Annotated in this window: 19 protein-coding genes; 9 read left to right on the top strand and 10 right to left on the bottom strand. The window is 70.3% G+C overall.

Annotated features, from left to right (window positions below; genetic code table 11):
- Positions 1 to 30: 30 nt before the first annotated feature.
- The 6 genes from ACN27F_RS29785 to ACN27F_RS29760 all read right to left on the bottom strand — a co-directional run bounded on the left by ACN27F_RS29785 (position 31) and on the right by ACN27F_RS29760 (position 5,508).
- Positions 31 to 663, bottom strand: a complete 633-nt coding sequence (locus ACN27F_RS29785) for a hypothetical protein (protein WP_421438791.1) — start codon at positions 661 to 663, stop codon at positions 31 to 33.
- A gap of 38 nt (positions 664 to 701) precedes the next feature.
- A complete protein-coding gene (locus ACN27F_RS29780; RefSeq protein WP_421438790.1) occupies positions 702 to 1,145 on the bottom strand; it encodes a hypothetical protein in 444 nt (147 codons plus the stop codon).
- Positions 1,146 to 1,206: 61 nt separating this feature from the next.
- Entirely contained in the window at positions 1,207 to 2,451 is a 1,245-nt protein-coding gene (locus ACN27F_RS29775) for a DUF6973 domain-containing protein (RefSeq protein WP_421438788.1), read from the bottom strand.
- A gap of 441 nt (positions 2,452 to 2,892) precedes the next feature.
- Positions 2,893 to 4,128 (bottom strand): hypothetical protein, encoded by a 1,236-nt coding sequence (locus tag ACN27F_RS29770; RefSeq protein ID WP_421438787.1) that lies wholly within the window; start codon positions 4,126 to 4,128, stop codon positions 2,893 to 2,895.
- Between the two features lie 7 nt (positions 4,129 to 4,135).
- Entirely contained in the window at positions 4,136 to 5,164 is a 1,029-nt protein-coding gene (locus ACN27F_RS29765; protein ID WP_421438786.1) for an MFS transporter, read from the bottom strand.
- Between the two features lie 32 nt (positions 5,165 to 5,196).
- Entirely contained in the window at positions 5,197 to 5,508 is a 312-nt protein-coding gene (locus ACN27F_RS29760; protein ID WP_421438785.1) for a hypothetical protein, read from the bottom strand.
- Positions 5,509 to 5,750: 242 nt separating this feature from the next.
- Here ACN27F_RS29760 and ACN27F_RS29755 point away from each other — a divergent pair, with 242 nt between their 5' ends.
- The 9 genes from ACN27F_RS29755 (at position 5,751) to ACN27F_RS29715 (ending at position 17,041) form a co-directional block, all read left to right on the top strand.
- Positions 5,751 to 6,755 (top strand): intradiol ring-cleavage dioxygenase, encoded by a 1,005-nt coding sequence (locus ACN27F_RS29755; protein ID WP_421438784.1) that lies wholly within the window; start codon positions 5,751 to 5,753, stop codon positions 6,753 to 6,755.
- 312 nt (positions 6,756 to 7,067) lie between these two features.
- Entirely contained in the window at positions 7,068 to 7,880 is an 813-nt protein-coding gene (locus tag ACN27F_RS29750) for an IclR family transcriptional regulator (protein ID WP_421438783.1), read from the top strand.
- Positions 7,877 to 10,366 (top strand): beta-galactosidase, encoded by a 2,490-nt coding sequence (locus ACN27F_RS29745; RefSeq protein ID WP_421438782.1) that lies wholly within the window; start codon positions 7,877 to 7,879, stop codon positions 10,364 to 10,366. The genes ACN27F_RS29750 and ACN27F_RS29745 overlap by 4 nt, the downstream gene beginning before the upstream one ends.
- Positions 10,367 to 10,402: 36 nt before the next feature.
- On the top strand, positions 10,403 to 11,176 hold the full coding sequence (locus ACN27F_RS29740; protein ID WP_421438781.1) for an amidohydrolase family protein: 774 nt from the start codon (positions 10,403 to 10,405) through the stop codon (positions 11,174 to 11,176).
- Positions 11,177 to 11,218: 42 nt separating this feature from the next.
- Positions 11,219 to 12,499: an ABC transporter substrate-binding protein gene (locus ACN27F_RS29735; RefSeq protein ID WP_421438780.1), complete on the top strand. Its 1,281-nt coding sequence runs from the start codon at positions 11,219 to 11,221 to the stop codon at positions 12,497 to 12,499.
- Positions 12,500 to 12,501: 2 nt separating this feature from the next.
- Positions 12,502 to 13,452 (top strand): carbohydrate ABC transporter permease, encoded by a 951-nt coding sequence (locus ACN27F_RS29730; RefSeq protein WP_421438779.1) that lies wholly within the window; start codon positions 12,502 to 12,504, stop codon positions 13,450 to 13,452.
- A gap of 4 nt (positions 13,453 to 13,456) precedes the next feature.
- A complete protein-coding gene (locus tag ACN27F_RS29725) occupies positions 13,457 to 14,350 on the top strand; it encodes a carbohydrate ABC transporter permease (RefSeq protein WP_421438778.1) in 894 nt (297 codons plus the stop codon).
- A 24-nt stretch (positions 14,351 to 14,374) separates the two neighbouring features.
- Positions 14,375 to 15,571, top strand: a complete 1,197-nt coding sequence (locus ACN27F_RS29720; protein WP_421438777.1) for an alcohol dehydrogenase catalytic domain-containing protein — start codon at positions 14,375 to 14,377, stop codon at positions 15,569 to 15,571.
- A gap of 3 nt (positions 15,572 to 15,574) precedes the next feature.
- On the top strand, positions 15,575 to 17,041 hold the full coding sequence (locus tag ACN27F_RS29715; protein WP_421438776.1) for an NAD-dependent succinate-semialdehyde dehydrogenase: 1,467 nt from the start codon (positions 15,575 to 15,577) through the stop codon (positions 17,039 to 17,041).
- A 45-nt stretch (positions 17,042 to 17,086) separates the two neighbouring features.
- Here the strand turns inward: ACN27F_RS29715 and ACN27F_RS29710 are convergent, their stop codons facing one another.
- From ACN27F_RS29710 to ACN27F_RS29695, 4 genes are read right to left on the bottom strand one after another with little or no spacing between them, the layout of a single operon-like run.
- Positions 17,087 to 17,914: an ABC transporter permease gene (locus ACN27F_RS29710; protein WP_421438775.1), complete on the bottom strand. Its 828-nt coding sequence runs from the start codon at positions 17,912 to 17,914 to the stop codon at positions 17,087 to 17,089.
- A gap of 3 nt (positions 17,915 to 17,917) precedes the next feature.
- Entirely contained in the window at positions 17,918 to 18,781 is an 864-nt protein-coding gene (locus tag ACN27F_RS29705; protein ID WP_421438774.1) for an ABC transporter permease, read from the bottom strand.
- A complete protein-coding gene (locus ACN27F_RS29700) occupies positions 18,778 to 19,782 on the bottom strand; it encodes an ABC transporter ATP-binding protein (protein WP_421438773.1) in 1,005 nt (334 codons plus the stop codon). Before ACN27F_RS29700 ends, ACN27F_RS29705 begins: the two co-directional genes overlap by 4 nt.
- A gap of 58 nt (positions 19,783 to 19,840) precedes the next feature.
- Positions 19,841 to 21,037 carry an alpha/beta hydrolase family protein gene (locus tag ACN27F_RS29695; RefSeq protein ID WP_421438772.1) on the bottom strand — a complete coding sequence of 399 codons (1,197 nt, stop codon included), beginning with the start codon at positions 21,035 to 21,037 and terminating at the stop codon, positions 19,841 to 19,843.
- Positions 21,038 to 21,102 lie beyond the last annotated feature (65 nt).

Genomic DNA, 21,102 nt, shown 5'->3' with positions numbered 1-21,102 from the left:
TCGATCTGATGCGATATCGAAGGCGGGCGGTCAATCCGCGTCGGTATCGCCGAACGCCTCGGTGACCAGGTCGCGTACCCGTTGCTGCACCGCCGTCGGGTCGGCCTCGGCGATCACGGTCACGTTGCCGGCGACATCCGGCGGGCCGGCATCCGCACCGGAGCCGGCGTCGGCGTCGGCGTCGGCGTTGGCAGCAGCGTCGACGTCGCCGATCAGGACGAAGGTGGCGTCGGCGTGACGCGGGGCGTCACGCAGCAGTGCCGCGCCCGGTGCCTCGCCCACGGCGAGGATCAGTTGGCACTGGCTGCCGACCAGACTGCCGAGGTAGCCGGCGGCGTTGTCGACCGTCTGCGGCCCGTTCACCTCCAGGAACTGCACCCTGCCCCGGGTCTGCAGGGACGCCTCCTGCATGCCGGCCCAGACCGGCTCGGCGGCCGGGTCGGTGAGGCCGGAGTCCGCCGTCAGCAGACAGGCTGTGACGTCGCGGTACTCACGCGCCCGCGGCTCGTCCGGTGCCTCCGGCCACAGCGCCGCCACGATCGCCCCGACGACCGCGACGGCGGCCAGCCCGGTGCCGCCGACCAGCAGGACGGTCCGGGTGGTCCAGGTGGTCCGGCCGTTCTGGCTGTCCTGGCCAACCCGGTTACGCTTGCGCTTCGTCACGGTCGCACCCTACCGTCGGCGGCGGATCGTGCCGGGCGTCAGGTCGCGTTGTCGACAACGTCGAGTTTGGCCGAACCGGGTTCCGGACGGGAGCGGATGCTCACCCGGGGACCGTACTCACCGGGGATCAGGTTGTTCGGGGTGGTGTAGATGGCGCGCTGCACCTGCCCGTCCTTCATGAAGACCAGGATGTGTCCCCGGGTGGAGAAGAACGAACCCATCTCGATCGAGGTGCCGACGGCGCGCTCGACGTACTCGCGGCTGACCGGTTCGGGGAAGATGTGCACCCGGTCCCAGTCACCGCCGGTCATGTCCCGCAGCAGCCTGGGCTCGCCGCCCTGTTGCACCTGTTGAAGTTGCTCCGACAACTGCGGGTCCTTGCGCAGCGTCACCTGATCGCCCTCCCCTGCCTGCGCGCAACCGGCCGACCCGGCCAGCCCGGTGACCGCCGCCAGCAGCAGCGCCAGTCCGACCAGCGTCAACCTCGCGTTGGCCAGCGCTACCAGCGGGCCGGGTCTGACTCTGACACTGGCTCGGTACGGGTCAGTTGTCGTAGGTGCCATAGTTGTCCCCATCACTGCCTGGGTTGTAACCACCCGAAGTGTTGTCCTGGTACGGGTCAGGCGCTGGCGGATCGGCTCCGCCTTCGCTGGGCGGACCCGTCGCCATGCCGTTGTCGCCGATCGCGATTTCGTTGCTGCGAACGAGTTGTCCGTCCGGACCTACAACGACCAGGTCGCCGTCTTGGACAGCCTGTTCGATCAGTTGGGCGAGTTCGTCCGGCCCGGCGTCCGGGTGCGCGGCGGCGATCCGGCGGCCGATCTCGTTGTTGTGCAGGTCCATCGCCTCCGCGGTGGCGGTGTTGGTGCCGCCCCGCTCGTGCGCCGTGGTGTACTGCTCGGTCCACCCCTCGCCGAAACGGTTGGTCAGCATGGCGTTCCAGTAGGCGTGCCGGAACGCGTCCGAATGGCCGTCGGTCAGTCCTTGCCCAGCAAAGACGTTCTCCGCGCTGTTGAGTGCGGTCTTGTAAATGTCGTACGCGTCCTTGATTCCGAACAGGCCGATGTCTTCGAGCAACCGCGCCTCGCCGGCGGTCACCTCCTGCCGGGAATGCCCCAGACGTTCCAACGACCATCCCAACACGCCGGTTGGAAATTCCACCATGCCGTCCGGATCGACCGAGACCCGATACCGCCGCAGAAGTTCGTCATGCAGTCCACGGTCACCGAACTGGTCGCCGTGTTTCGCGGCGTCGGCGAGACTTGTGGCGCCACCGTCTCCAATTTCGCCACGGATAGCACGATCAAGCACCGCGACGAACAAATGGTCGATTTCCGCCGCACGGGCAGTGATGATCCCGACCAGTTCCCCGATCCGGGACAGCGCCGCAAGGCGCTCCGGGAGCCCGAGCGGGCCGGGACCGGCGCTGCCGAACTCGCCCGCGTGGTCGGTGACCGACCCGTCGTCGTTGATCGAAAAATGGTGGGACCAGGCGAGGTGATCAGCCTCATTGACCAGTCCCTGCAACGCCCGGACGCTCTGTGCCGCGTCCGCGGTCGCGCTACGGACCGCCGCCACCTCGGCGACCAGGTGTTCCAGCCGGTCGATTAGCCGGGCGGCCGACCGCCGGGCCGCCTGGGCCACCTCCCCGGACCAGGTCTTCGGCGGGCGTGCGGCGGCGAGTTCGTCGCTGAGCTCCACCAACTCGTCGCGCCGGCGGGCGAGCCCGGTGGCTGTCTCGTCGAGCAGCCCCGCCCGCCAAACGCGGATCTCGCCGTACGTCGTCACCTCTCGGGCCGATCACCCGCCGACTGCCTGGAAATCGGCGGCCGTCCGACCGTCGGTCGCCAGATAGTCTTCGCCGATTTCAGTCAGGAGAGCCGTATAACCGTCGACATCGGAGCACCAAGCGACGAGCCGGTCCCGCCATATCTGCCGGAGTGCCGTCACCCGTGACACCGTGCTTGAGCCAGGCATCCCGCGCGTGGCCGGCTCGACGCTTGACGGGAGCGGAACAGCGCTAGCCAGATCAGCGGCTTCGCCCGCCCGACGCGCCGCCCGTAACACATGATCCACGATCACGGAAACATCGTCTGCCACCGGCGACCTCCCGCCCGTCGCGTCAGCAATATGATTCATATTATCAACAGTTTCAATGCCAACGCTAGATTGAGGAGTGACGAATGCTCAACCAGAAGTGTCTGATTGACAACAGGCCCGATTAATTGATCATCGTTCAGGGTCGCCGATGTGCGTGCCGCCGATCCGCGGACCGGCGGGCCAGCACGCGGCCAGGTCGTCCGGCGACAGCGGTCCCCGGTACGCGGCCCGCAGCACCCGCGCGACGGCGTCGGGCCCACCGGTGTCGGCGAGCGCGACGAACCAGTCGATCCCCGCCGGGTACGCCCACAGGTACGACCGCAGGTGCGGGTCGACGCCGCGGTCGGTCAACGCGTTGCCGATGTCCTCGCCGGTCCAGATCGGCACCCGGGCACGTGCCCACGCCACGCAGTCGGCCACCGGGACGCCGTCGTTGATCGCCACATGCAGCCCGGCCCGCACCAGCTGGGTGTAGTGCGCCAGCCGGACCCGCGCCACCGCCTCGGCGTCGTCGCCGATCACGAACAACGGCAGCGCCTGCGCCAGCCCTTCGAGCAGCACCTGCGCGTCGGTGTGCACCGCCAGCAGGCGCACCGCACCGTCGTCGGCACTCGACCAGCGGGCATGCCAGCTGGCTGACTGCAGGGCGTGGCCGAGCACCTCGTGCAGGGCGAACACCCGCGCCTGCACCTCGGTGAACTCGGCGGCGCGCAGGTTGAGCCGCAACCGTGCCCGCGGTCCCGCCCCGTCGAGCCAGTACGACCAGTAGGCGTCCACCGCGACGTCCTCGATGGTCAACTCGTACGGGGCGTCGGTGCCGGTCGCCACGCGTACCAGGGGTTCGAGGTCGGTCACCGCCTGCCGGATGGCGTCCGGCGCGTCCTGGCGGCGCAGCACCCCTTCGCCGGCTGCCAGGTCGGTCAGCGTCCGCTCGCCCCAGCCGACGCCGAGATCGGCCAGGCTGGCCCGGGCCCGGGCACCCACCTCGGCGACGTGGTCGTCCGGCCAGCCGGCGGTGCCGCAGCCCTGGGTCCGGCGTACGTAGTCGGCCAGCGGCAGCCGCTCGCCGAGCATCGCGCGCAGGTACGTCGCGTCGGCGTCGACCCGGGCCCGCAGCCGAACATCGTCGGCGCACCCCGGGTCCGCGGCGAGCGCGGTGAGTTCGTCGAGTACGGCGTACCGGCTCGCCGCGGGCCCCGGCGGCTGGTGGCCACCGCTCGCGGATCCGCCAGCGGGTGCGGGGTCACCGCCGCTCGCCGGGCGGCAGTCGTAGTCGACGACCGGGGCCGTGCCGCGCCGCCGCTCGTAGCCGTCCCAGGCCAGCAGCACCGTCTCGATCCGGTCGCGCACCGACTCCGCTGTCATCCGTCCATCATCCGGCACGCTGCCGCACCGGCGGGGCGGACAGCACACCGGCGACGGTGACGCCGAGCGCGGCGAGGACGTAGAGCGACACCGCCACGGTGGAGCCGAACTGGTCGTACAGCAGGATCGCGAGCACCGGGGCGAGTGCCCCGCCCGGCACGCCGGCGAGCTGGTAGCCCAGCGAGGTGCCGCTGTAGCGCAGCCGGGTGCTGAACAGCTCGGCGATGAACACGGTCTGCGGGCCGTACATGGCGGCGTGGATCAGCAACGCCACCCCGACCGCCAGCAGGATCGCCGGGAACGAGCCGACGTCGAGCAGCGGAAAGAACACGAAGACCCACCCGGCGGCGGCGACCGCGCCGGTCAGGGAGGAACTCCTGCTCGGGCAGGACCAGGTTGGCCAGCCCGAGGATGCCGGCCGCCAGCAGGTTGCCGGCCGGCACCCGACCTGCACGCAGCTGGTGGCGAGCCCGCGCCGGGCCGGGTCGCTGTGCTCCATCGACAGCGGCACCGCGCCACCCCACTCACCGCCCAGGCTCAGCCCCTGCACGAAGCGCAGCAGCACCAGCAACGCCGGGGCCAGCAGGCCGATGCTGGCGTAGCTGGGCAGCAGCCCGATCAGGAAGGTGCCCATGCCTATCAGCAGCAGGGTGACGGCGAGTACGTTGCGTCGTCCGACCCGGTCGCCGAAGTGGCCGAAGACGACCGCGCCGACCGGGCGGGCGACGAACCCTACGCCGTAGGTGGCGAACGCCAGCAGCGTGCCGGTGGCCGGCTCGGCCGCCGGAAAGAACAACCGCCCGAACACCAGGGCGGCGGCGGTGCCGTAGAGGAAGAAGTCGTACCACTCCAGCGCCGTGCCGCTCAGGCAGGCGGCAATCACGGTACGGCGCTGCCGGGTGCTGGTCGCGACGGCGCCGGGCGCCGGTCGGGACGGTGTGATCTCGACCTCTGTCTCAGCCAGCCGGTCGAGTTGCGCCCAGACCGCATCGACCTCGGTGACGATGTCGGTGATCTCACCCAGTACCGTCTGCATCCGGCGCGCCACTCGATCGAGATCGAGTTCGGTCAACAGTCGGGTGATTTTAGCAGATCGGTGCGACCGGGCCGGTTCCGCCGGCCGCGCAGCTGTTCCACCCGTGATAATCCGTCGCGGCAGGTCCGGTAGGAAACCCACAGGTCAGCGAGTTGCGCTTCGGCGGTCACCCATCGTTGCCGGGTCTTCGCCTGCAGCGGGCTGTCACGCAGCAATTGCACCACCGGATGGCGATCCAACTCGACGAGTCCGGCGGAAACCTTGACCTGCCCGAGGCGGAGCCGGTTCAGAATCGCGTCGATCGAGTCGCGGTCGAGAATCGGCTCAGGTAACGCCCCACCCATCGGCACCTTCCAATCAACAAGGTGCGCTCAGGGTAGGTCCGGCGGTCAACTACGCCGGCCCGCCGCAGGTCCACCGATCGCCGGACGCCGACCGGAACCGGCCACCCGCCGCCGGTCGGGCGTCTAGCGTCGAGACGCCCACCGCACAGCACCCGCACAGATGCCGCACAGCGATCCCATCGGAGAGGGCTGGAGAGTTTTGGTCACACCAGGCAGCTCGTGAGTCACGAACGGAGAATTGGATGCAGGGCAACCAGCGGCGGGACACCGCCGGCAGCTACGAAGGGCGGCCCCTGGCCAAGCCGGACGAGGAACTCGTCGACCAGGGCCTGGCCTTCGACCTCGGCACCTTGTTCGGTCGCCGGCAGGTGCTGCGGGCACTCGGGCTCGGTGCCGCCACGCTCGGCCTGGCGGCCTGTGGCCGTACCTCGGTCACCTCGTCGTCGACGGCGGAGTCAGCCTCGGCGGGCGCGGCCTCGACCGAGATTCCCGACGAGACCGCCGGCCCCTATCCGGGTGACGGCTCGAACGGCCCGGACGTGCTGGAAGAAAGCGGCGTGGTACGCAGCGACATCAGGTCCAGCTTCGGCGAATCCAGTGGTACGGCCGAGGGGGTGCCGATGACGCTTGAGCTGACCATCACCGATTTGGCGAACAACGGCGAGCCGTTCGCTGGAACGGCCGTCTACGTCTGGCACTGTGACCGCGAAGGCCGCTATTCGATGTACTCCGAGGGAATCACCGACCAGAACTACCTGCGTGGTGTACAGATCGCCGACGATTCGGGAAAGGTCCGCTTCACCAGTATCTTCCCGGCCTGCTACGCCGGCCGCTGGCCGCACGTGCATTTCGAGGTCTACCCGGACCAGGCGAGCATCACCGACGCCGCGAACGCGATCGCCACCTCGCAGGTCGCGCTACCGAAGGACGTCTGCGACACGGTGTACGCCCAGCCGGGTTACGAGCAGTCGGTCAACAACCTGTCGCAGCTGAGCCTGGACACCGACAACGTGTTCGGCGACGACCGGGCCGCCCTGCAGATGGCGACCGTCACCGGCGACGTCACCAGCGGGTACGCCGTGTCGCTGACCGCCGGGGTGGACACCGACACCACACCGACCGGTGGCCAACTGTCCGGTGACGGCGCGCCGTCGGGCGCGCCCGGTTCGCCGGGCGCCCCCGGTGGACCGGGCGGACCGGGCGGGACCCCGCCGAGCGGCGCGGCGCCCGGTGGCGCCCCCTCCTGACGCCGCGGATACGCACATCGCTGGCCGGGGTCCCGCGCACGGGACCCCGGCCAGCGATCGGTCGTCAGCGGGCCGACATTCGCCACTTCGACTCGATTCGGCAGCACTCACATCCGGTCGCGAACGAGCCACAACCGCCCCGATGGACTCCTCCTGTACCAGCGGTTTCGCTTGAAATGGAAGCGATGGAATCCGATATATCGGTGAGGTTACGGACCTTGACGATGAGATTTCACCGTGGCAATACTTGGCTTACCTGAACTCATATTCAACATTCTTGGAATTCAACTTGGTTGAAATCGAGGAGGAATGGTGGCCAGCATTCAGTCCGTGTCGCGGACGTTGCGCATCCTCGACACCGTCGCGGCCAATCCGCGCGGACTGACGCTGCAGGCCATCGCCCGGGAGGTAGGCGCCAACGTGACGACGGTGCACAATTTCCTGGCCACTCTGGTACACGAGGGATATCTCGCCCAGGGACGCAGCCGGGGGCCGTACACGGTCGGGCCGCGCCTACTCGCCCTGGCCGACACGATCGGCGTCGTGCACCAGGAGCTGACCTCGGTGGCCCTGCCGTGGATCGAACGCTTCCGCGACGAGGTCGACGAGACCCTGCACCTGAGCGTGCTGGTCGGCCGGGAAGCCACCGACATCCTGTTCATCGAGAGCAGTCAGTCGGTGCGGTTCACCTCGTCGGTCGGCAAGCGGATGCCGCTGCACGCCAGTGCCGCCGGCAAGATCCTGCTCGCCTGGCGGACGCCCGGCGACGTCGACGGACTGCTCGACGCGACGCTGCCGGCGTACACCACGGCGACGGTGACCGACCGTACGGAGCTGGACCGGCTCCTCACCGAGACCCGCGACCGCGGCTACGCGGTCAACCTGGGCGAGCTCGACCCGGCGGTGCGCTGCATCGCCGGCCCGATCCGTGACCGCGAGGGCCAGGTCGTCGCCGCCCTGAGCATGTCCGCACCGGTTTTCCGCTTTCCCGACGACTCCGTGCACGAGTTGCGCGACCTGATGGCCCGCACCGTGCAGTCGATCACCGACCGGCTGCGCCGCAGCACCGGCAACCACCACAGCGAACCCGCCGTCCGAGCCGGCGCAGGAGGAGAGACCGCATGAGCCGCGTCCGAGTCGCCCGCAAGAGCATCCTCATCGACGGCGAGCCGGTATACGTCCGTTCCGGCGAGCTCCCCTACTACCGCACCGACCCGGCGAGCTGGCGGCACCGCCTCGACGAGGCACGCAACGCCAACCTCAACTGCGTCGCCACCTACGTCCCCTGGGACTGGCACGAGCCGGCCGAAGGCGCGCTGGACCTGGACGGTGCCACCCACCCGCAGCGCGACCTGGTGCGGTTCCTCGACCTGGTCGCCGACAGCGGGCTGCATCTGATGATCCGGCCGGGACCGTTCATCAACTCCGAGTTCCGCTACGGCGGGCACCCGCCGTGGGTGTTCGACAACCACCCGCAGGTGTGGAGTCGCGACGCCGACGGCAAGCCGGCGCTGTGGCGCGGTCACGGCGTGCCGATCCCGGCTCAACTGCACCCGGACTTCCTGTCCCTGGTGGACAGCTGGTACGAGCGGGTCGTCCCGCTGCTGGCCCGCTACACGATCGGCAACGGCGGGCCGATCACGCTCAGCCAGCCGGACAACGAGATGAACCTGTGCTTCACGTACGGCCTGGGGCACTCCCTCTACGACGAGCACTCCATCGGCGACGAGGACACCACCGGGCTGTGGCAGCGCTGGCTACTGGAGCGCTACGGCTCGGTCGAGGCGGTCGCCCGGCGGCACGGGGTGCCGGCGACCGGGCCCGCCGGGTTGGCCCCGCCGCGCCGTCCCGCGGCCGACCCGGCGGGCCGACGGCGCATCGCCGACTGGCTGGACTACAAGACCTGGTACATCTTCACCTTCGCCAGCCACCTCATCGATCGGTTCCGGACCCTCGGGCTGGACGTGCCGGTCACCATGAACGAGCCGGTCAACATGATGTTCAAGGGTGGCGACCACGCGGCGGCGTCGGCGTTCTTCCGGCACGAGCAGGGCCGGTACTTCACCACCGGGCACCTGTACCTCACCGGTGGCGAGCAGGACCTGATCGGCGTGCCGACCACGTTGTACCGGCTCGAACTGGTCAAGCTGATGGACCTGGCCGGGCCGACCTTCGTGGCCGAGCTCGCCTCGGGTTGGGTGGACCTGACCCGCAACCGGGCGCACTACAACTTCGATCTGCTCACCCGCCTGGCCCTCGGTCACGGCCTGGACGGCTACAACATCTACATGTTCTCCGGCGGCTACAACCCGCCCGGCTCCAACAACTACGGCCGTGACTACCACTGGAACGCGCCGGTGCTGCCCGACGGCTCGCGGCACCCGACCTTCGACCGGCTGGCCCGCACCGGCGCCTGGATCGACGGCTGGCAGCCGGAGCTCGTCGACACCGAGAAGGAGTTCGACTTCTACCTGGCGCTCTCCACCGACCTGGCCTACCAGGCGCGGTGGACCGACGAGGTCACCGTGCTCAGCCCGGGCAGCGAGGACACCTTCGGGTACGCGACGGTGGCGACCAAGGCCAGCCACGACGCCTACGACGGGGTGGACGGCGTGATCCGGATCATGACCGAGTACAACGCGCACTTCACCTTCGTCAACCCGTACCACCCGCCGCGACTGCCGCTCAAGGACCGGCCGGTCATCGTGCCGACCAGCGGTCGGCTGCCCCGTCAGGGGTTCGACCTGCTGCGCCGGCAGCTGGACGCCGGGCAGACCGTGGTGTTCTTCCCGACGCTGCCGACGATGGACTCCGACGGCGAGCCGGCGACCGAGTTCCTGCGCTTCGCCGGGTTGGACCGGGTCACCGGGACCGAGGTGCCGATCCCGGGGATGGAGCCGGGGCGCACCCGGTTTCTCACCATCGACGGCACCGGCGACGGCGACGCCGGGATGCCGGAGGTGGCCGTCGACCGGGGGTTGCGCACCTTCGCCGGGATCGGCGACGACGCCGAGGTACTGGCCACCCACGACGGCCGGCCGGTGATCTTCCGCCGGCCGGCCGGCCGGGGCCAGGTGCTGGTGATGGGGATCTACCCGTCCTATCTGACCCGCGACAGCCAGGACTTCTTCCGCACCGTGCTGCTGGACGCCGCAGGCGTGCGGCGGCGGGTGAGCACCACCGGGGAGCGGTTGCACGCCGTGCTGCGGCACCGGCCCGACTCGCCGGCCCGGCTCGTCACCGTCGCCAACGTCGCCGGCGGCGACGGCACCGGCCGGGTCACCATCGCCCTCGACGGCGAGCCGCCGGTGACCTTCCCCCGGGTCGGCGAGCTGGCCGTCGACCCGAAGAGCGTCTACCAGTTCTGGCTCGACCTGGATCTCGGCTACACCCGGATGGTGTACGCGACGACCGAGCTGACCCCGAGGAACACCGAACGGACGGCCTTCACCGCCCGCGGTGACCGGTTGGCGACGGTGGAGTTGGCGTTCGACCGGCCGACCAGCGGCTCGTGGAACGGTGACCGGTTCCGTACCGAGCCGGTGGACGACCTGCACGTGGTGTCGCTCCGCCACCACGACGGCACCGCCGTCTTGCAGCTCGACAAGTAATTCACCCAGTTCGTGAAAGGGCCGGAGGGCACCGCCATGTCCCACGACATCATCGACGTCCACGCACACATCGGCATCAGTTCCACTCTCGCGGTCGCCGGCAGCGCCGAGGACGTGCTGCGGAAAATGGACGACAACGGCATCTCGCAGGCCGTCATCTCCCCCATTCCCGGGTACGAGGATCCGAACGGAATCGCCGATTCGGCGGTCCAGAACGACAACATCGCCGAGGCGGTACGCAAGTGGCCGGACCGGTTCCCGCGTGGTCTGGGAGTGGTGGAGCCACGTCACGGCGCCCCCGCGCTGGGCGAGGTGGACCGGGTCGCCGACGGGCTCGGCCTGCACGGGCTGATGTTCCACAACGACTTCGCCGGCCTGCCGATCGACCATCCCTCGATGTTCGCCATCCTGGAACGGCTGGCCCGCTTCGACGACCGGGTGGTCCAGGCGCACACCGCACAGCACTCCATCCTGGAGGCGCCGTTCCAGTTGGGCAAGCTGGCCGCCGCGTTCCCGTCGGTCACGTTCGTCAACGCGCACCCGATGATGGACACCACTCACCTGTCGGCGAGCATCGATCTCGCCTCGCGGGCGCCGAACATGGTCTTCGACACCTGTATCTCGCACCACCACCTCTGGCCGATCGAGAAGGCGGTCGCCGGTATCGGCGCCGACCGGCTGCTGTTCGGCAGCGACAACCCCTATTTCGACCACTCCATCGACATCGACATCATCAATCACTCGTCCGTATCCGATTCCGTGAAGCAGAAGATCTTCTCCGGAAACGCCCGTCGCGTTTTCCGTCTCTGAACGCATACCGGGCCGCTTCGGAATCCGCGAAAGGAGATAGCCATGACTTGGAACAGCGCACGCGCGGTGCGGCTGACCGCGGCGCTGGCCGCGGTCACGCTGGCGAGCACCGCCTGCGGTAGCGGCGACACCGCGTCCGACTCGGACAACCCGTACGAAGGGGTGACCCTGCGGTTCCTGCGCCACGCCGGCTACGACGCCGACCTGATGCAGGAGCGGCTGGCCGATTTCACCGCCGAGACCGGCATCGAGGTCGAGATGGACACGGTGCCCTACTCGGACCTGCACAACAAGCAGGTACTGGAGCTGTCCGGTGGCGGATCGTACGACGTGACCGCGGTGCCGGACTTCTGGCTCGGCGAGTACCAGGCCGCCGGCTGGCTGGCGCCGCTGGACGACTACCTCGCCGACGACGAGCTGTACGACCCCGACTTCGACATCGACGGCATCCCGGAGCCGCTGCTGGAGGCCAACCGGGTCGACGGGCAACTGCTCGCGCTGCCGTGGAAGTTCAACACGTTGATCATGTTCTACCGCAGCGACCTGATCGAGCAGCCCCCGGCGGACTGGGACGGTTGGCTGGCCGCGGCCGAGGCGGCCAGCGGCGACGGGGTGTCCGGTGTCGGGCTGAGCCTGGCCCCGGCGTCGTTCACCGAGGTCTTCATGGACCTGGTGGTGCTCAACGGCGGCCAGGTCTTCACCGACGACAACAGCGCGGCGGCGTTCAACTCGCCGGAAGGGGTCGAGGCGCTGGAGTTCCTGCGCGAGCTGACCGGGGTGTCGCCGCAGGGCTACCTCAACCGCACGTACGACGACAACGCGGCGCTGATGGCCCAGGGCGCCACCGCCACCGACCTGCTGGTGCCGTTCCAGGCGAGCGTGGTGGAGGGCGAGGACTCGCAGGTGGCCGGCGACATCGGCTACGCCACGCTGCCACCGGCGTCCGCCGGCGGGCAGAGCACCGGCAAGCTGAACACCTGGGCGCTGGCGGTCACCGCCGGCAGCGCGAACCCGGAGGCGGCCTACCTGCTGGCGCAGTACCTGATGTCGCCGGACCTGGTGGAGTGGATGACCACCAGCGCCGAGGGCGCGATCGTGCCGGCCCGCTCCGCGCTGCTGACCAGCCTGCAGGAGCAGTACCCGTCGTTCGCCACCGCCGAGCAGGCGGCGCAGACCGCCTGGTCGTACCCGAAGCTGCCGAACATCTCGTCGATCGAGAACCTGATCGCCACCGAACTGCAGCGCGTCCTCGCCGAGGGCAGTGACGCCCAAGCCGGCCTGGACGCGGCGGCCACCGCCGTGGACCGGGAACTGGGTTCGTAACGATGCCCGCCGCGCTCGCGCGCCGTACGCCGCGTGCTGCCGCCGCCGCTTCGGCCCCCACCGGGGCCGGAGCGCGGCGGCGGCCCGGCCGACGCCGGTTCCGTTTCTCCACCGGCCACCTGTACGTCCTGCCGGCGTTCCTGGTGGTCGCCGTGGTGAGCCTCTTCCCGCTGGTGTACACGCTCTGGCTGAGCACCCGTAACCACAAGCTGACCAGCCAGAATCGCGACTTCGCCGGCTGGGAGAACTACCGGGCGGTGCTCGCCGACCCGGCGGTGCGCTCGGCGGCGATCAACACCACCGTCTACACGGCCAGCACGGTGCTGTTGTCGCTGCTGTTCGGGCTGCTGCTGGCGTTGCTGGTCAACCAGATCGGCTGGGGGCGGCGGATCTTCCGCACGGCGTTCTTCCTGCCGATGCTGATGGCGCCGGCGGTGGTCGGGGTGATGTGGCGGTTCCTGTTCAACGACCAGGTCGGGCTGGTCACCCTGGTCAGCGACGCGCTCGGGTACGACGGCAGCTGGCTCGGCGATCCGACGCTGGCCATGGTCGCGATCATCGTGGTCGACGTGTGGCAGTGGACGCCGTTCGTGTTCATGCTGCTGCTCGCCGGGCTGGAGGCGGCACCGCAGGACCCGGTGGAGGCGGCCCGCATCGACGGGGCCAACGCCTGGCAGATCTTCCGCAACGTGACCCTGCCGGCGATCATGCCGTTGATCGTCATCGCCCTGCTGTTCCGCTTCACCTGGGCGTTCCGCGGGTTCGACCACGTCTACACGATGACCCAGGGCGGCCCGGGCGGAGCCACCGAGCTGCTGTCGCTGGCGGTGTGGCGGCGGGCCTTCGTCAATCTCGACTTCGGCCAGAGCTCGGCCATCGCCATGCTCATGTTCGTGCTGATGAGCGCTATCGCCGTCGGGCTGATGCGCGGCACCCGGACGGATCGGGGTTGAGCCGATGACCACCACGACCGTGCAGGACAGGCCGGCGCCCCGGCCGGCGCCACCGGCCGGCACCCGGCGGCCCGACCACCGCCGGGGGGCCACCACGACCATCAAGTACGCGCTGGTCACGCTGCTCGCGATCGGCTACCTGGTGCCGATCTACTGGATCCTGATGACCTCGTTCAAGAGCCGGACCGAGGCGTACGAGATCCCGCCGCGGATCTTCGTGGCACCGGACTGGAGCAACTACGCGACCTACTTCAATCAGTCGCGGGTGGTGGAGTTCCTGACCAACAGCCTGCTGATCACCGGCGCGTCGACGCTGATCACCATGGTGCTCGGGGTGCTGGCCGCGTACGGGCTGGCCCGGTTGCGACCGTCGGGCAGCCGGACGATCAGCTTCTTCTTCCTGTCCACCCGGTTCGTGCCGCCGATCAGCACGGTGGTGCCGCTGTTTCTCGGGCTGAAGTCGCTGGAACTGTTCGACACCCGGTTCAGCATGATCGTCATCTATTCGGCGATGAACATTCCGTACGCGGTGTGGATGATGCACGGCTTCTTCCAGGACCTGCCGGTGGAGGTGGAGGAGGCCGCCTGGGTGGACGGTTGCTCGCGGCTGGCCGCGCTGTGGCGGGTGGTGCTGCCGATGTCGTCCGGCGGGCTGGCCGCGACCAGCGTGCTGGTCGGCATGTTCGCCTGGAACGAGTTCCTCTACGCGCTGATGCTGACCAGCCGGGAGGCGAGCACGTTGCCGCTGTCGATGACCGCGTTCCTCGGCGAGCAGGGCACCGACTGGGGCGGGATGGCCGCCGCCGGCACCGTGATCATGATCCCTGCCCTGATCTTCTCGATCTTCGTGCAGAAGCAGATGGCCCGTGGCCTGAGCTTCGGCGCGGTCAAGGGCTGACCTACCGGTCGACTGGAGGAAACCATGCGGATCCGCTCCGCCGTACTGCGGCAGGTCACCGACCGGCGGCCGTACCGCGACAGCTCGCCGGTGCGCGTCGAGGAGCTGACCCTGGGTGCGCCGCGCGCCGGAGAGCTGCTGGTCGCCGTACGGGCGGCCGGGTTGTGCCACTCCGATCTGTCGGTCGTGGACGGCAACCGGGTGCGGCCGCTGCCGATGGCGCTCGGCCACGAGGCGGTCGGCGTCGTCGAACGGGTCGGCCCCGGCGTCACCGACGTACGCCCCGGTGACCACGTGGTGCTGGTGTTCGTGCCGAGCTGCGGGCGCTGCCGGCAGTGCGCCACCGGGCGGGTCGCGCTGTGCGCCCGGGGCGCGGCGGCCAACGCCGCCGGCGCGCTGCTGCACGGCCCGCCGCTGCTCACCGACGCGACCGGTGCCCCGGTCCGCCACCAGCTCGGCGTCTCCGCGTTCGCCGACCACGTGGTGGTGGCCCGGGAGTCCGCCGTGGTGATCGACCCGGACGTGCCGTTCGAGGTGGCCGCCATGTTCGGCTGCGCGGTGCTCACCGGTGCCGGCGCGGTACTGCACACCGCCGGCGTCCGCCCCGGTGAGTCGGTGGCGGTGTACGGACTCGGCGGCGTCGGCCTGGCCGCGGTGATGGGTGCCGGGCTCGCCGGTGCGCATCCGATCGTCGCGGTCGATCCGGTGCCGGCCAAGCGGGAGGTGGCGCTGCGGGTCGGTGCCACCGTCGCGGTCGCCCCGGACGAGGCACCGGCTCTGATCACCGGGCTGACCGGCGGGTCGGCCGGCGGCGGGGTGGACGTGGCGGTCGAGACCGTCGGCAGCGCCGGGGTGATCGATGCCTGCCTGGCCGCGCTGGTACGCGGTGGGCGGGCGGTCGCCGTCGGGCTGCCCCACCCGGACAGCCGGCTCGGCACGTCGGCGCTCGCCTTCGCCGGGGAAGGCAAACAACTGCTCGGCTCCTATCTGGGTGACTGTGTACCGCAGCGGGACATCCCTCGCTTCGTGGCGCTGTGGCGGGCCGGTCGGCTGCCGGTCGAGGCGCTGCACACCGCCACGCTCACCCTCGACGACATCAACCAGGCATTGGACGACCTGGCCGACGGCCGGGCGATCCGGCAACTGCTGCGTTTCGGCGCGGCCCGTACCGAAGCCGGTGCCGCGGCTACTGCTGGCGCACCGGCCACAACGGAAGGCTGACTCGTGTCCACATCGACTACCACCCCGGCCGGCGTGCTGGAATCGCTACCCGGGCAACTGCTGATCGGCGGGCAGTGGCGCGACGGGCGCGGTGGCGCGTTCGACGTCATCGACCCGGCCACCGGCGAACCACTGCGCGCCGTCGCCGACGCCACCGCCGAGGACGCCCTGGCGGCGCTGGACGCCGCCGCCGCCGCGCAGCGGGGCTGGGCGGCCACCCCGGCCCGGCAACGAGCGGAGGTCCTCCGCCGTGCCTTCGCACTGATGCATGACCGGGCCGAGGCGCTCGCCCTGCTGGCCACCTTGGAAATGGGCAAGCCGCTGGCCGAGTCGCGGGCGGAGGTGGCCTACGCCGCCGAGTTCTTCCGTTGGTTCTCCGAGGAGGCGCCCCGCGTCGACGGCGGGTTCCGGCCGACCCCCGAAGGGACCCACCACATCCTGGTGATGCGCCAGCCGGTCGGCCCGAGCCTGCTGATCACTCCATGGAACTTCCCGCTGGCGATGCCGACCCGCAAGATCGCACCCGCGCTGGCGGCCGGCTGCACCGCCGTACTCAAGCCCGCCGAGCAGACCCCACTGAGCGCGCTGGCGATCGCCCAGATCCTCACCGAGGCCGGGCTGCCACCGGGCGTACTCAACGTGCTCACCACGGCGGACCCGGAGCCGGTCGGCGCGGCGCTGCTGACGGACCCCCGGCTGCGGAAGGTGTCGTTCACCGGCTCCACTCCGGTCGGCTCGCACCTGCTGCGCGGCGCCGCCGACCGGGTGCTGCGGGTGTCGCTGGAGTTGGGCGGCAACGCGCCGTTCATCGTCTTCGACGACGCCGACCTGTCCGCCGCGGTCGACGGGGCGATGGCGGCGAAGATGCGCAACATCGGGGAGGCGTGCACGGCGGCGAACCGGTTCTTCGTGGCCGAGTCGATCGCCGAGCCGTTCACCCGGATGCTCGCCGAACGGATGGCGACCCTGGCCATCGGCCCCGGCAGCGACCCCCGTTCGCAGGTCGGGCCGCTGATCGACGCCGCCGGTCGGGACAAGGTCGCCGGGCTGGTCGACGACGCGCGCGCAGGCGGCGCCACCGCCGTGCTCGACGGCGGTCCGCTACCCGGACCAGGCTTCTTCTTCGCCCCGACCGTGCTCACCGGCGTCGCCCCGGATGCCCGCCTGCTCCGGGAGGAGATCTTCGGTCCGGTCGCGCCGGTGCTGACCTTCCGCGACGAGGACCAGGCCGTCGCGGCCGCAAACGACACCGAGTTCGGGCTGCTGGCCTACGTGTACACCGCCGACCTGCGTCGTTCACTGCGGGTGGTGGAGCAGTTGGAGGCCGGCATGGTGGGGCTGAACCAGGGCGTCGTGTCCAACGCGGCTGCCCCGTTCGGCGGAATCAAGCTGTCCGGTCTGGGTCGCGAAGGCGGTCGGGAAGGCATCGGCGAGTTCCTGGAGACGAAGTACGTCGGCATCGCCCGCTGACCGACCCCGGATCGCCCATCTGGTCCACCAGTCGCCGGAACCAGCTCAGTTGCCGGCGCTGTCGTAGCGGCGCAGCCCGGCCCGGAACACCAGCACGGCGACCGTCACGCAATAGGCGGCGACCAGCGGGGTGAGCCAGCCCAGCCAGGACGGACCGACCCCGCCTCGCCCGGCGTCGCCGCCGAGGACGGCGCTGGCCGGGAAGAAGCTGACGAAGGCGAACGGCACCCCGACGATCAGCACCAGGCGTACGCCGACGGCGTACACCGAGACGGGATAGCGGGCCAGGTCACCGATCTGGTGCACGGCGTACGCGAAGATCGATTCTCCGCTGCCCAGCCAGAACGACGTCGCGTTGCTGGCCAGGCTGATCGCCAGCTTGATCAGCATGCCGCTGGCGAACAGCAGCAGCCCGCCGGCCACCAACGACGGCGTCCAGTCGACGTCGACCCGCCACAGTGCCCAGCCGAACATCGCCCCGCCGGTGACCAGGTTGCCCAGCCCGTTGATGCCGAGGTCGTGGCTGAGCACCTGCAGCAGCACCGGGTACGGCCGGACCAGCCGGTAGTCCAGCTCACCCCGGTTGATCAGCCACGGCAGCCGCCACATGCCCTCGCACAGCAGCGGGCCGATCGCGTCGGACAGCACCACCATCGAGTAGATCAGCACCACCTCGGCGAAGCTCCAGCCGTTGATCTGCGGCACCCGGGAGAAGACCGCGCCGAGGAACGCCAGGCCGACGACCTGGGTCAACGCCGAGCCAGCGACCAGGATCCAGAAGTCGGCCTCGTACTCCAACGTGGCGCGCAGGTGCGCGCCGAGGCTGCGCCGGTAGATCCGTACCCCCCGGCGCAGGCCGGTCCGTGGTCGCATGGGTCAGCCTCCGTGTACGGTCAACTGGCGTACCGCCCGACGCCAGGCCAACCTCGCACCCCACCACAGCACCGCCGTCCACCCCAGCTGCATGCCGATCAGCCGCCAGGCGTCGGCACCGGTCGCCTCGCCGAGGTAGATCAGCGCCGGGGTGAAGGTCAGCTGCGCGAACGGCAGGACCGCCGCGATCGCCTGCAGCCAGCCGGGCAGCAGGGTCAACGGCACCAGCGCGCCGGAGAACAAATTCGTGATCGCGCCCCGGGCCAACGCCACCCCGAAGATGTTCTGCGTCCAGAAGCACAGCAACGCCGTCAGGTAGACGGTGGTGAACTTCAGCGGCACCACCAGCAGCAGGCTGGCGACGAACAGCGCCAGCTGCCCGGGCGGTGGCACCGGGACCGGGCCGGTGATCGCCAGCACGGCGGCACAGACCGTCAGCGAGAAGCACAGCTCGACCGCGACCACGCCGGCGATCTCGGCGAACCGGGCCCGCTGGTAGTCGACCGGCCGGGTCAGGTCGACGGCGACCAGGCCGTCACGGATCCGCCCGGCCATCTCCCAGTCGCTGAAGCTCATCAGTGTCCCGGTCACGTACGCGACCAGCAGGTAGGCCTTCATCTGTGGCCAGCTGAAGCCGCCGACACTGGCACCGGAGTCGAGCAGCACCGCCCAGATGGACAGCATGGCCAGCAGTTGCAGCAGCACTCCGGCCATGCCGAGCACGAAGTTGAGCCGGTAGGCGAGCACGTTGCGGGCGGCGACCCGGGCCAGCGCCCGGTACGGGCGGATCGCGGCGGCCGCACCCGCCCGTACCGGTGCCGGCCGGGTCGGTGTCGGAGTCGGAGTCGGGCTCCGGGTCGGCGTCATCGGGCCAGGCGCAGTTCGCCGGCGTACACCTTGCGGATCACATCCTCGATGGCCGGCTCGTCGATGCGCAGGTCCCGCAGGTCGGACAGGGCCGACACGGCGGAGATGACCCGACCGGCGGTGACCGTGGCCGGGTCGAACCGGACGGTGAACTCCCCGGCCGCCGCCCCGGCGGTGACCTCCAGGTCCGGCAGACTGGCCGCCACCGCAGCCAGTGGCAGCGGGTCGGCCAGGTGCAGGTGCATCGACCGGTGCCGGGCGAACTGCCGTTTCACCCCGGCCAGCGGTCCGTCGTAGATGATCCTGCCCTGGTCGATGATGACGATCCGCTGACAGACGTCCTCGATGTCGCCGAGGTCGTGGGTGGTGAGGATCAGCGTGGTGCCGTCGGCACGCAGCCCGCGCAGGAACGCCCGCACCCGGTCCTTGACCGCGATGTCCAGGCCGATGGTCGGTTCGTCGAGGTAGACCACCCGGGGTCGGTGCAGCAGGGCGGCGGCCAGGTCGGCACGCATCCGCTGGCCGAGGGAGAGCTTTCGGGCCACCACCGGCAGCAGGTCACCGAGACCGAGTACGTCGTCGAAGCGCTCCAACTGCTCCCGGTAGGTACGGGCGTCGAGGTCGTAGATGTCGCGCAGCAGCGCGAGGGACTCGCGCACCGGCAGGTCCCACCACAGCTGCGTACGCTGGCCGAACAGCACCCCGATCTGCCGGGCGTTGGCCACCCGCTGCCGGTGCGGCACGATCCCGCCGACCCGCACCTCGCCGGCGGTGGGCACCAGGATGCCGGTGAGCAGTTTCACCGTGGTCGACTTGCCGGCACCGTTCGGGCCGACGTACGCCACCGCCTCGCCGGCCTCCACCCGCAGATCGATGCCGTCGACGGCGGCGTGGTCGGTGAACCGGCGGACCACCAGGTGTTTGAGCGCGCCGCGCAGGCCCGGATCCTTCACCGGCCGGCGGAACCACTTGGTCAACCCATCAGCTTCGATGAAGGCCATGCGAGGGATGGTCGCGCAGCGGCTCCCGAAAGCCTACCGATTTCCCACCGGCACCGGGTCAGCTGGCCCGTGCCGGTGCGGTGCCCAGGGTGTCGTCCAGCCAGTCGTAGACGGTGTCGGTCACCAACTGGACGTTGTTGAACTGGACATGGGCGTCGGCACCGTCGGCCGCGGTGAACCGGATCGCCGTCACCGGTGCCGGACAGGTCTCGACGAACCGCTCGACCTGCGGGTGCACGCTCGGCGGTTCGCCGTCGGAGGACAGCGCCAGCACCGGGCACTTGATGTCCGCGACCAGGTGATCGGCCCGGAAGTCGCGGATCAGGTCGAGCCACTGTTGCCGGTTCTCGACCCCGTTGCCGTACGTCCAGCGCAGCAGGTCGAGGTGGTACGCGAGTTTCTCGGCCGACGGCGCGGGCTGGCCGCCCGACGGCGGCGTGGGTGGTGGCGCGCTGGTCACGGCGTGGAAGTCGAGCACCGGCGAGTTGGCGACGACGGCGGCGAGCCGGTGGTCGGTGGCCGCCGCCCGCAGCACGGCCCAGCCACCCAGGCTGACCCCGTAGATCGCCACCCGGTCGGGGTCCACATCGGGCCGCTCGACGATCGCGTCCACCACGGCCGACAGGACGACCTCGTAGTCCGGGCGCCACACCAGGGCGGCGTCGCGGTGCAGGGCGCCGCGCTGGCCCGGCCCGTGGAAGGTGACCACGTTGTAGCCCCGGCGGGCCGCGTCGTCGGCTCCGCAGTGGAACCACGATTCCTCGCCGGAGGCGTCACCACCGCCCATCGCCACCAGGGTCGGCCGTGCCCGGCCGTCGTCGGCGGCCGGGAAGAACCAGCCGGGCAGTGCGGTCCGTCCGTACGGAATCTCCAGCGGCTGTACCTGCGGGCTGCGCAGCGCACCGGCCTGGGCGAAGCTGTCGACGGCATGCCGCCACGAACGCAGGTGGGCGGGGTCGTCGTGGACCCGCGACACGGCGGCGGCCCGGGCGTAGTTGTGGGCGCGCAGGTAGGCATGCCGGGCGGTGGCCCGGTGCCCGGCGGCGAGTGCCGCGTCGGCCCGGGTACGGACCGCGTCGGCGGCTGCGTCCCACGCCGCCGACCAACTGGCCAGGCTCCCGTCCTCGATCGCCGCCGCGGCCTGCAGACACTCACCGACGGCGGCGGCGCCGAACGGTGCGTAGCCCAGCACCCGGTGCAGGGAGAACTCGAAGGACGGGTCGTCGAAGGCGAGACTGCGGTAACTCGTGGGCATGAGGTCACTCCGGATGTCGGGTCGCTACGTCGGGTGGGTCACGTGCGGGGGTGGGTCATGTGCGG

Origin of the sequence: Solwaraspora sp. WMMB335, assembly GCF_049179075.1 — a bacterium.
GTDB lineage: Bacteria > Actinomycetota > Actinomycetes > Mycobacteriales > Micromonosporaceae > Micromonospora_E.
This window is presented reverse-complemented; position numbering and strand designations above follow the sequence as displayed.

Coding starts and splice junctions, on each gene's coding strand:
- ACN27F_RS29770 (WP_421438787.1), bottom strand. CDS start 4,128: ATGACAGCGGAGTCGGTGCGCGACCGGATCGAGACGGTGCTGCTGGCC.
- ACN27F_RS29765 (WP_421438786.1), bottom strand. CDS start 5,164: ATGCAGACGGTACTGGGTGAGATCACCGACATCGTCACCGAGGTCGAT.
- ACN27F_RS29760 (WP_421438785.1), bottom strand. CDS start 5,508: ATGGGTGGGGCGTTACCTGAGCCGATTCTCGACCGCGACTCGATCGAC.
- ACN27F_RS29755 (WP_421438784.1), top strand. CDS start 5,751: ATGCAGGGCAACCAGCGGCGGGACACCGCCGGCAGCTACGAAGGGCGG.
- ACN27F_RS29745 (WP_421438782.1), top strand. CDS start 7,877: ATGAGCCGCGTCCGAGTCGCCCGCAAGAGCATCCTCATCGACGGCGAG.
- ACN27F_RS29740 (WP_421438781.1), top strand. CDS start 10,403: ATGTCCCACGACATCATCGACGTCCACGCACACATCGGCATCAGTTCC.
- ACN27F_RS29735 (WP_421438780.1), top strand. CDS start 11,219: ATGACTTGGAACAGCGCACGCGCGGTGCGGCTGACCGCGGCGCTGGCC.
- ACN27F_RS29730 (WP_421438779.1), top strand. CDS start 12,502: ATGCCCGCCGCGCTCGCGCGCCGTACGCCGCGTGCTGCCGCCGCCGCT.
- ACN27F_RS29725 (WP_421438778.1), top strand. CDS start 13,457: ATGACCACCACGACCGTGCAGGACAGGCCGGCGCCCCGGCCGGCGCCA.
- ACN27F_RS29720 (WP_421438777.1), top strand. CDS start 14,375: ATGCGGATCCGCTCCGCCGTACTGCGGCAGGTCACCGACCGGCGGCCG.
- ACN27F_RS29710 (WP_421438775.1), bottom strand. CDS start 17,914: ATGCGACCACGGACCGGCCTGCGCCGGGGGGTACGGATCTACCGGCGC.
- ACN27F_RS29705 (WP_421438774.1), bottom strand. CDS start 18,781: ATGACGCCGACCCGGAGCCCGACTCCGACTCCGACACCGACCCGGCCG.
- ACN27F_RS29700 (WP_421438773.1), bottom strand. CDS start 19,782: ATGGCCTTCATCGAAGCTGATGGGTTGACCAAGTGGTTCCGCCGGCCG.
- ACN27F_RS29695 (WP_421438772.1), bottom strand. CDS start 21,037: ATGCCCACGAGTTACCGCAGTCTCGCCTTCGACGACCCGTCCTTCGAG.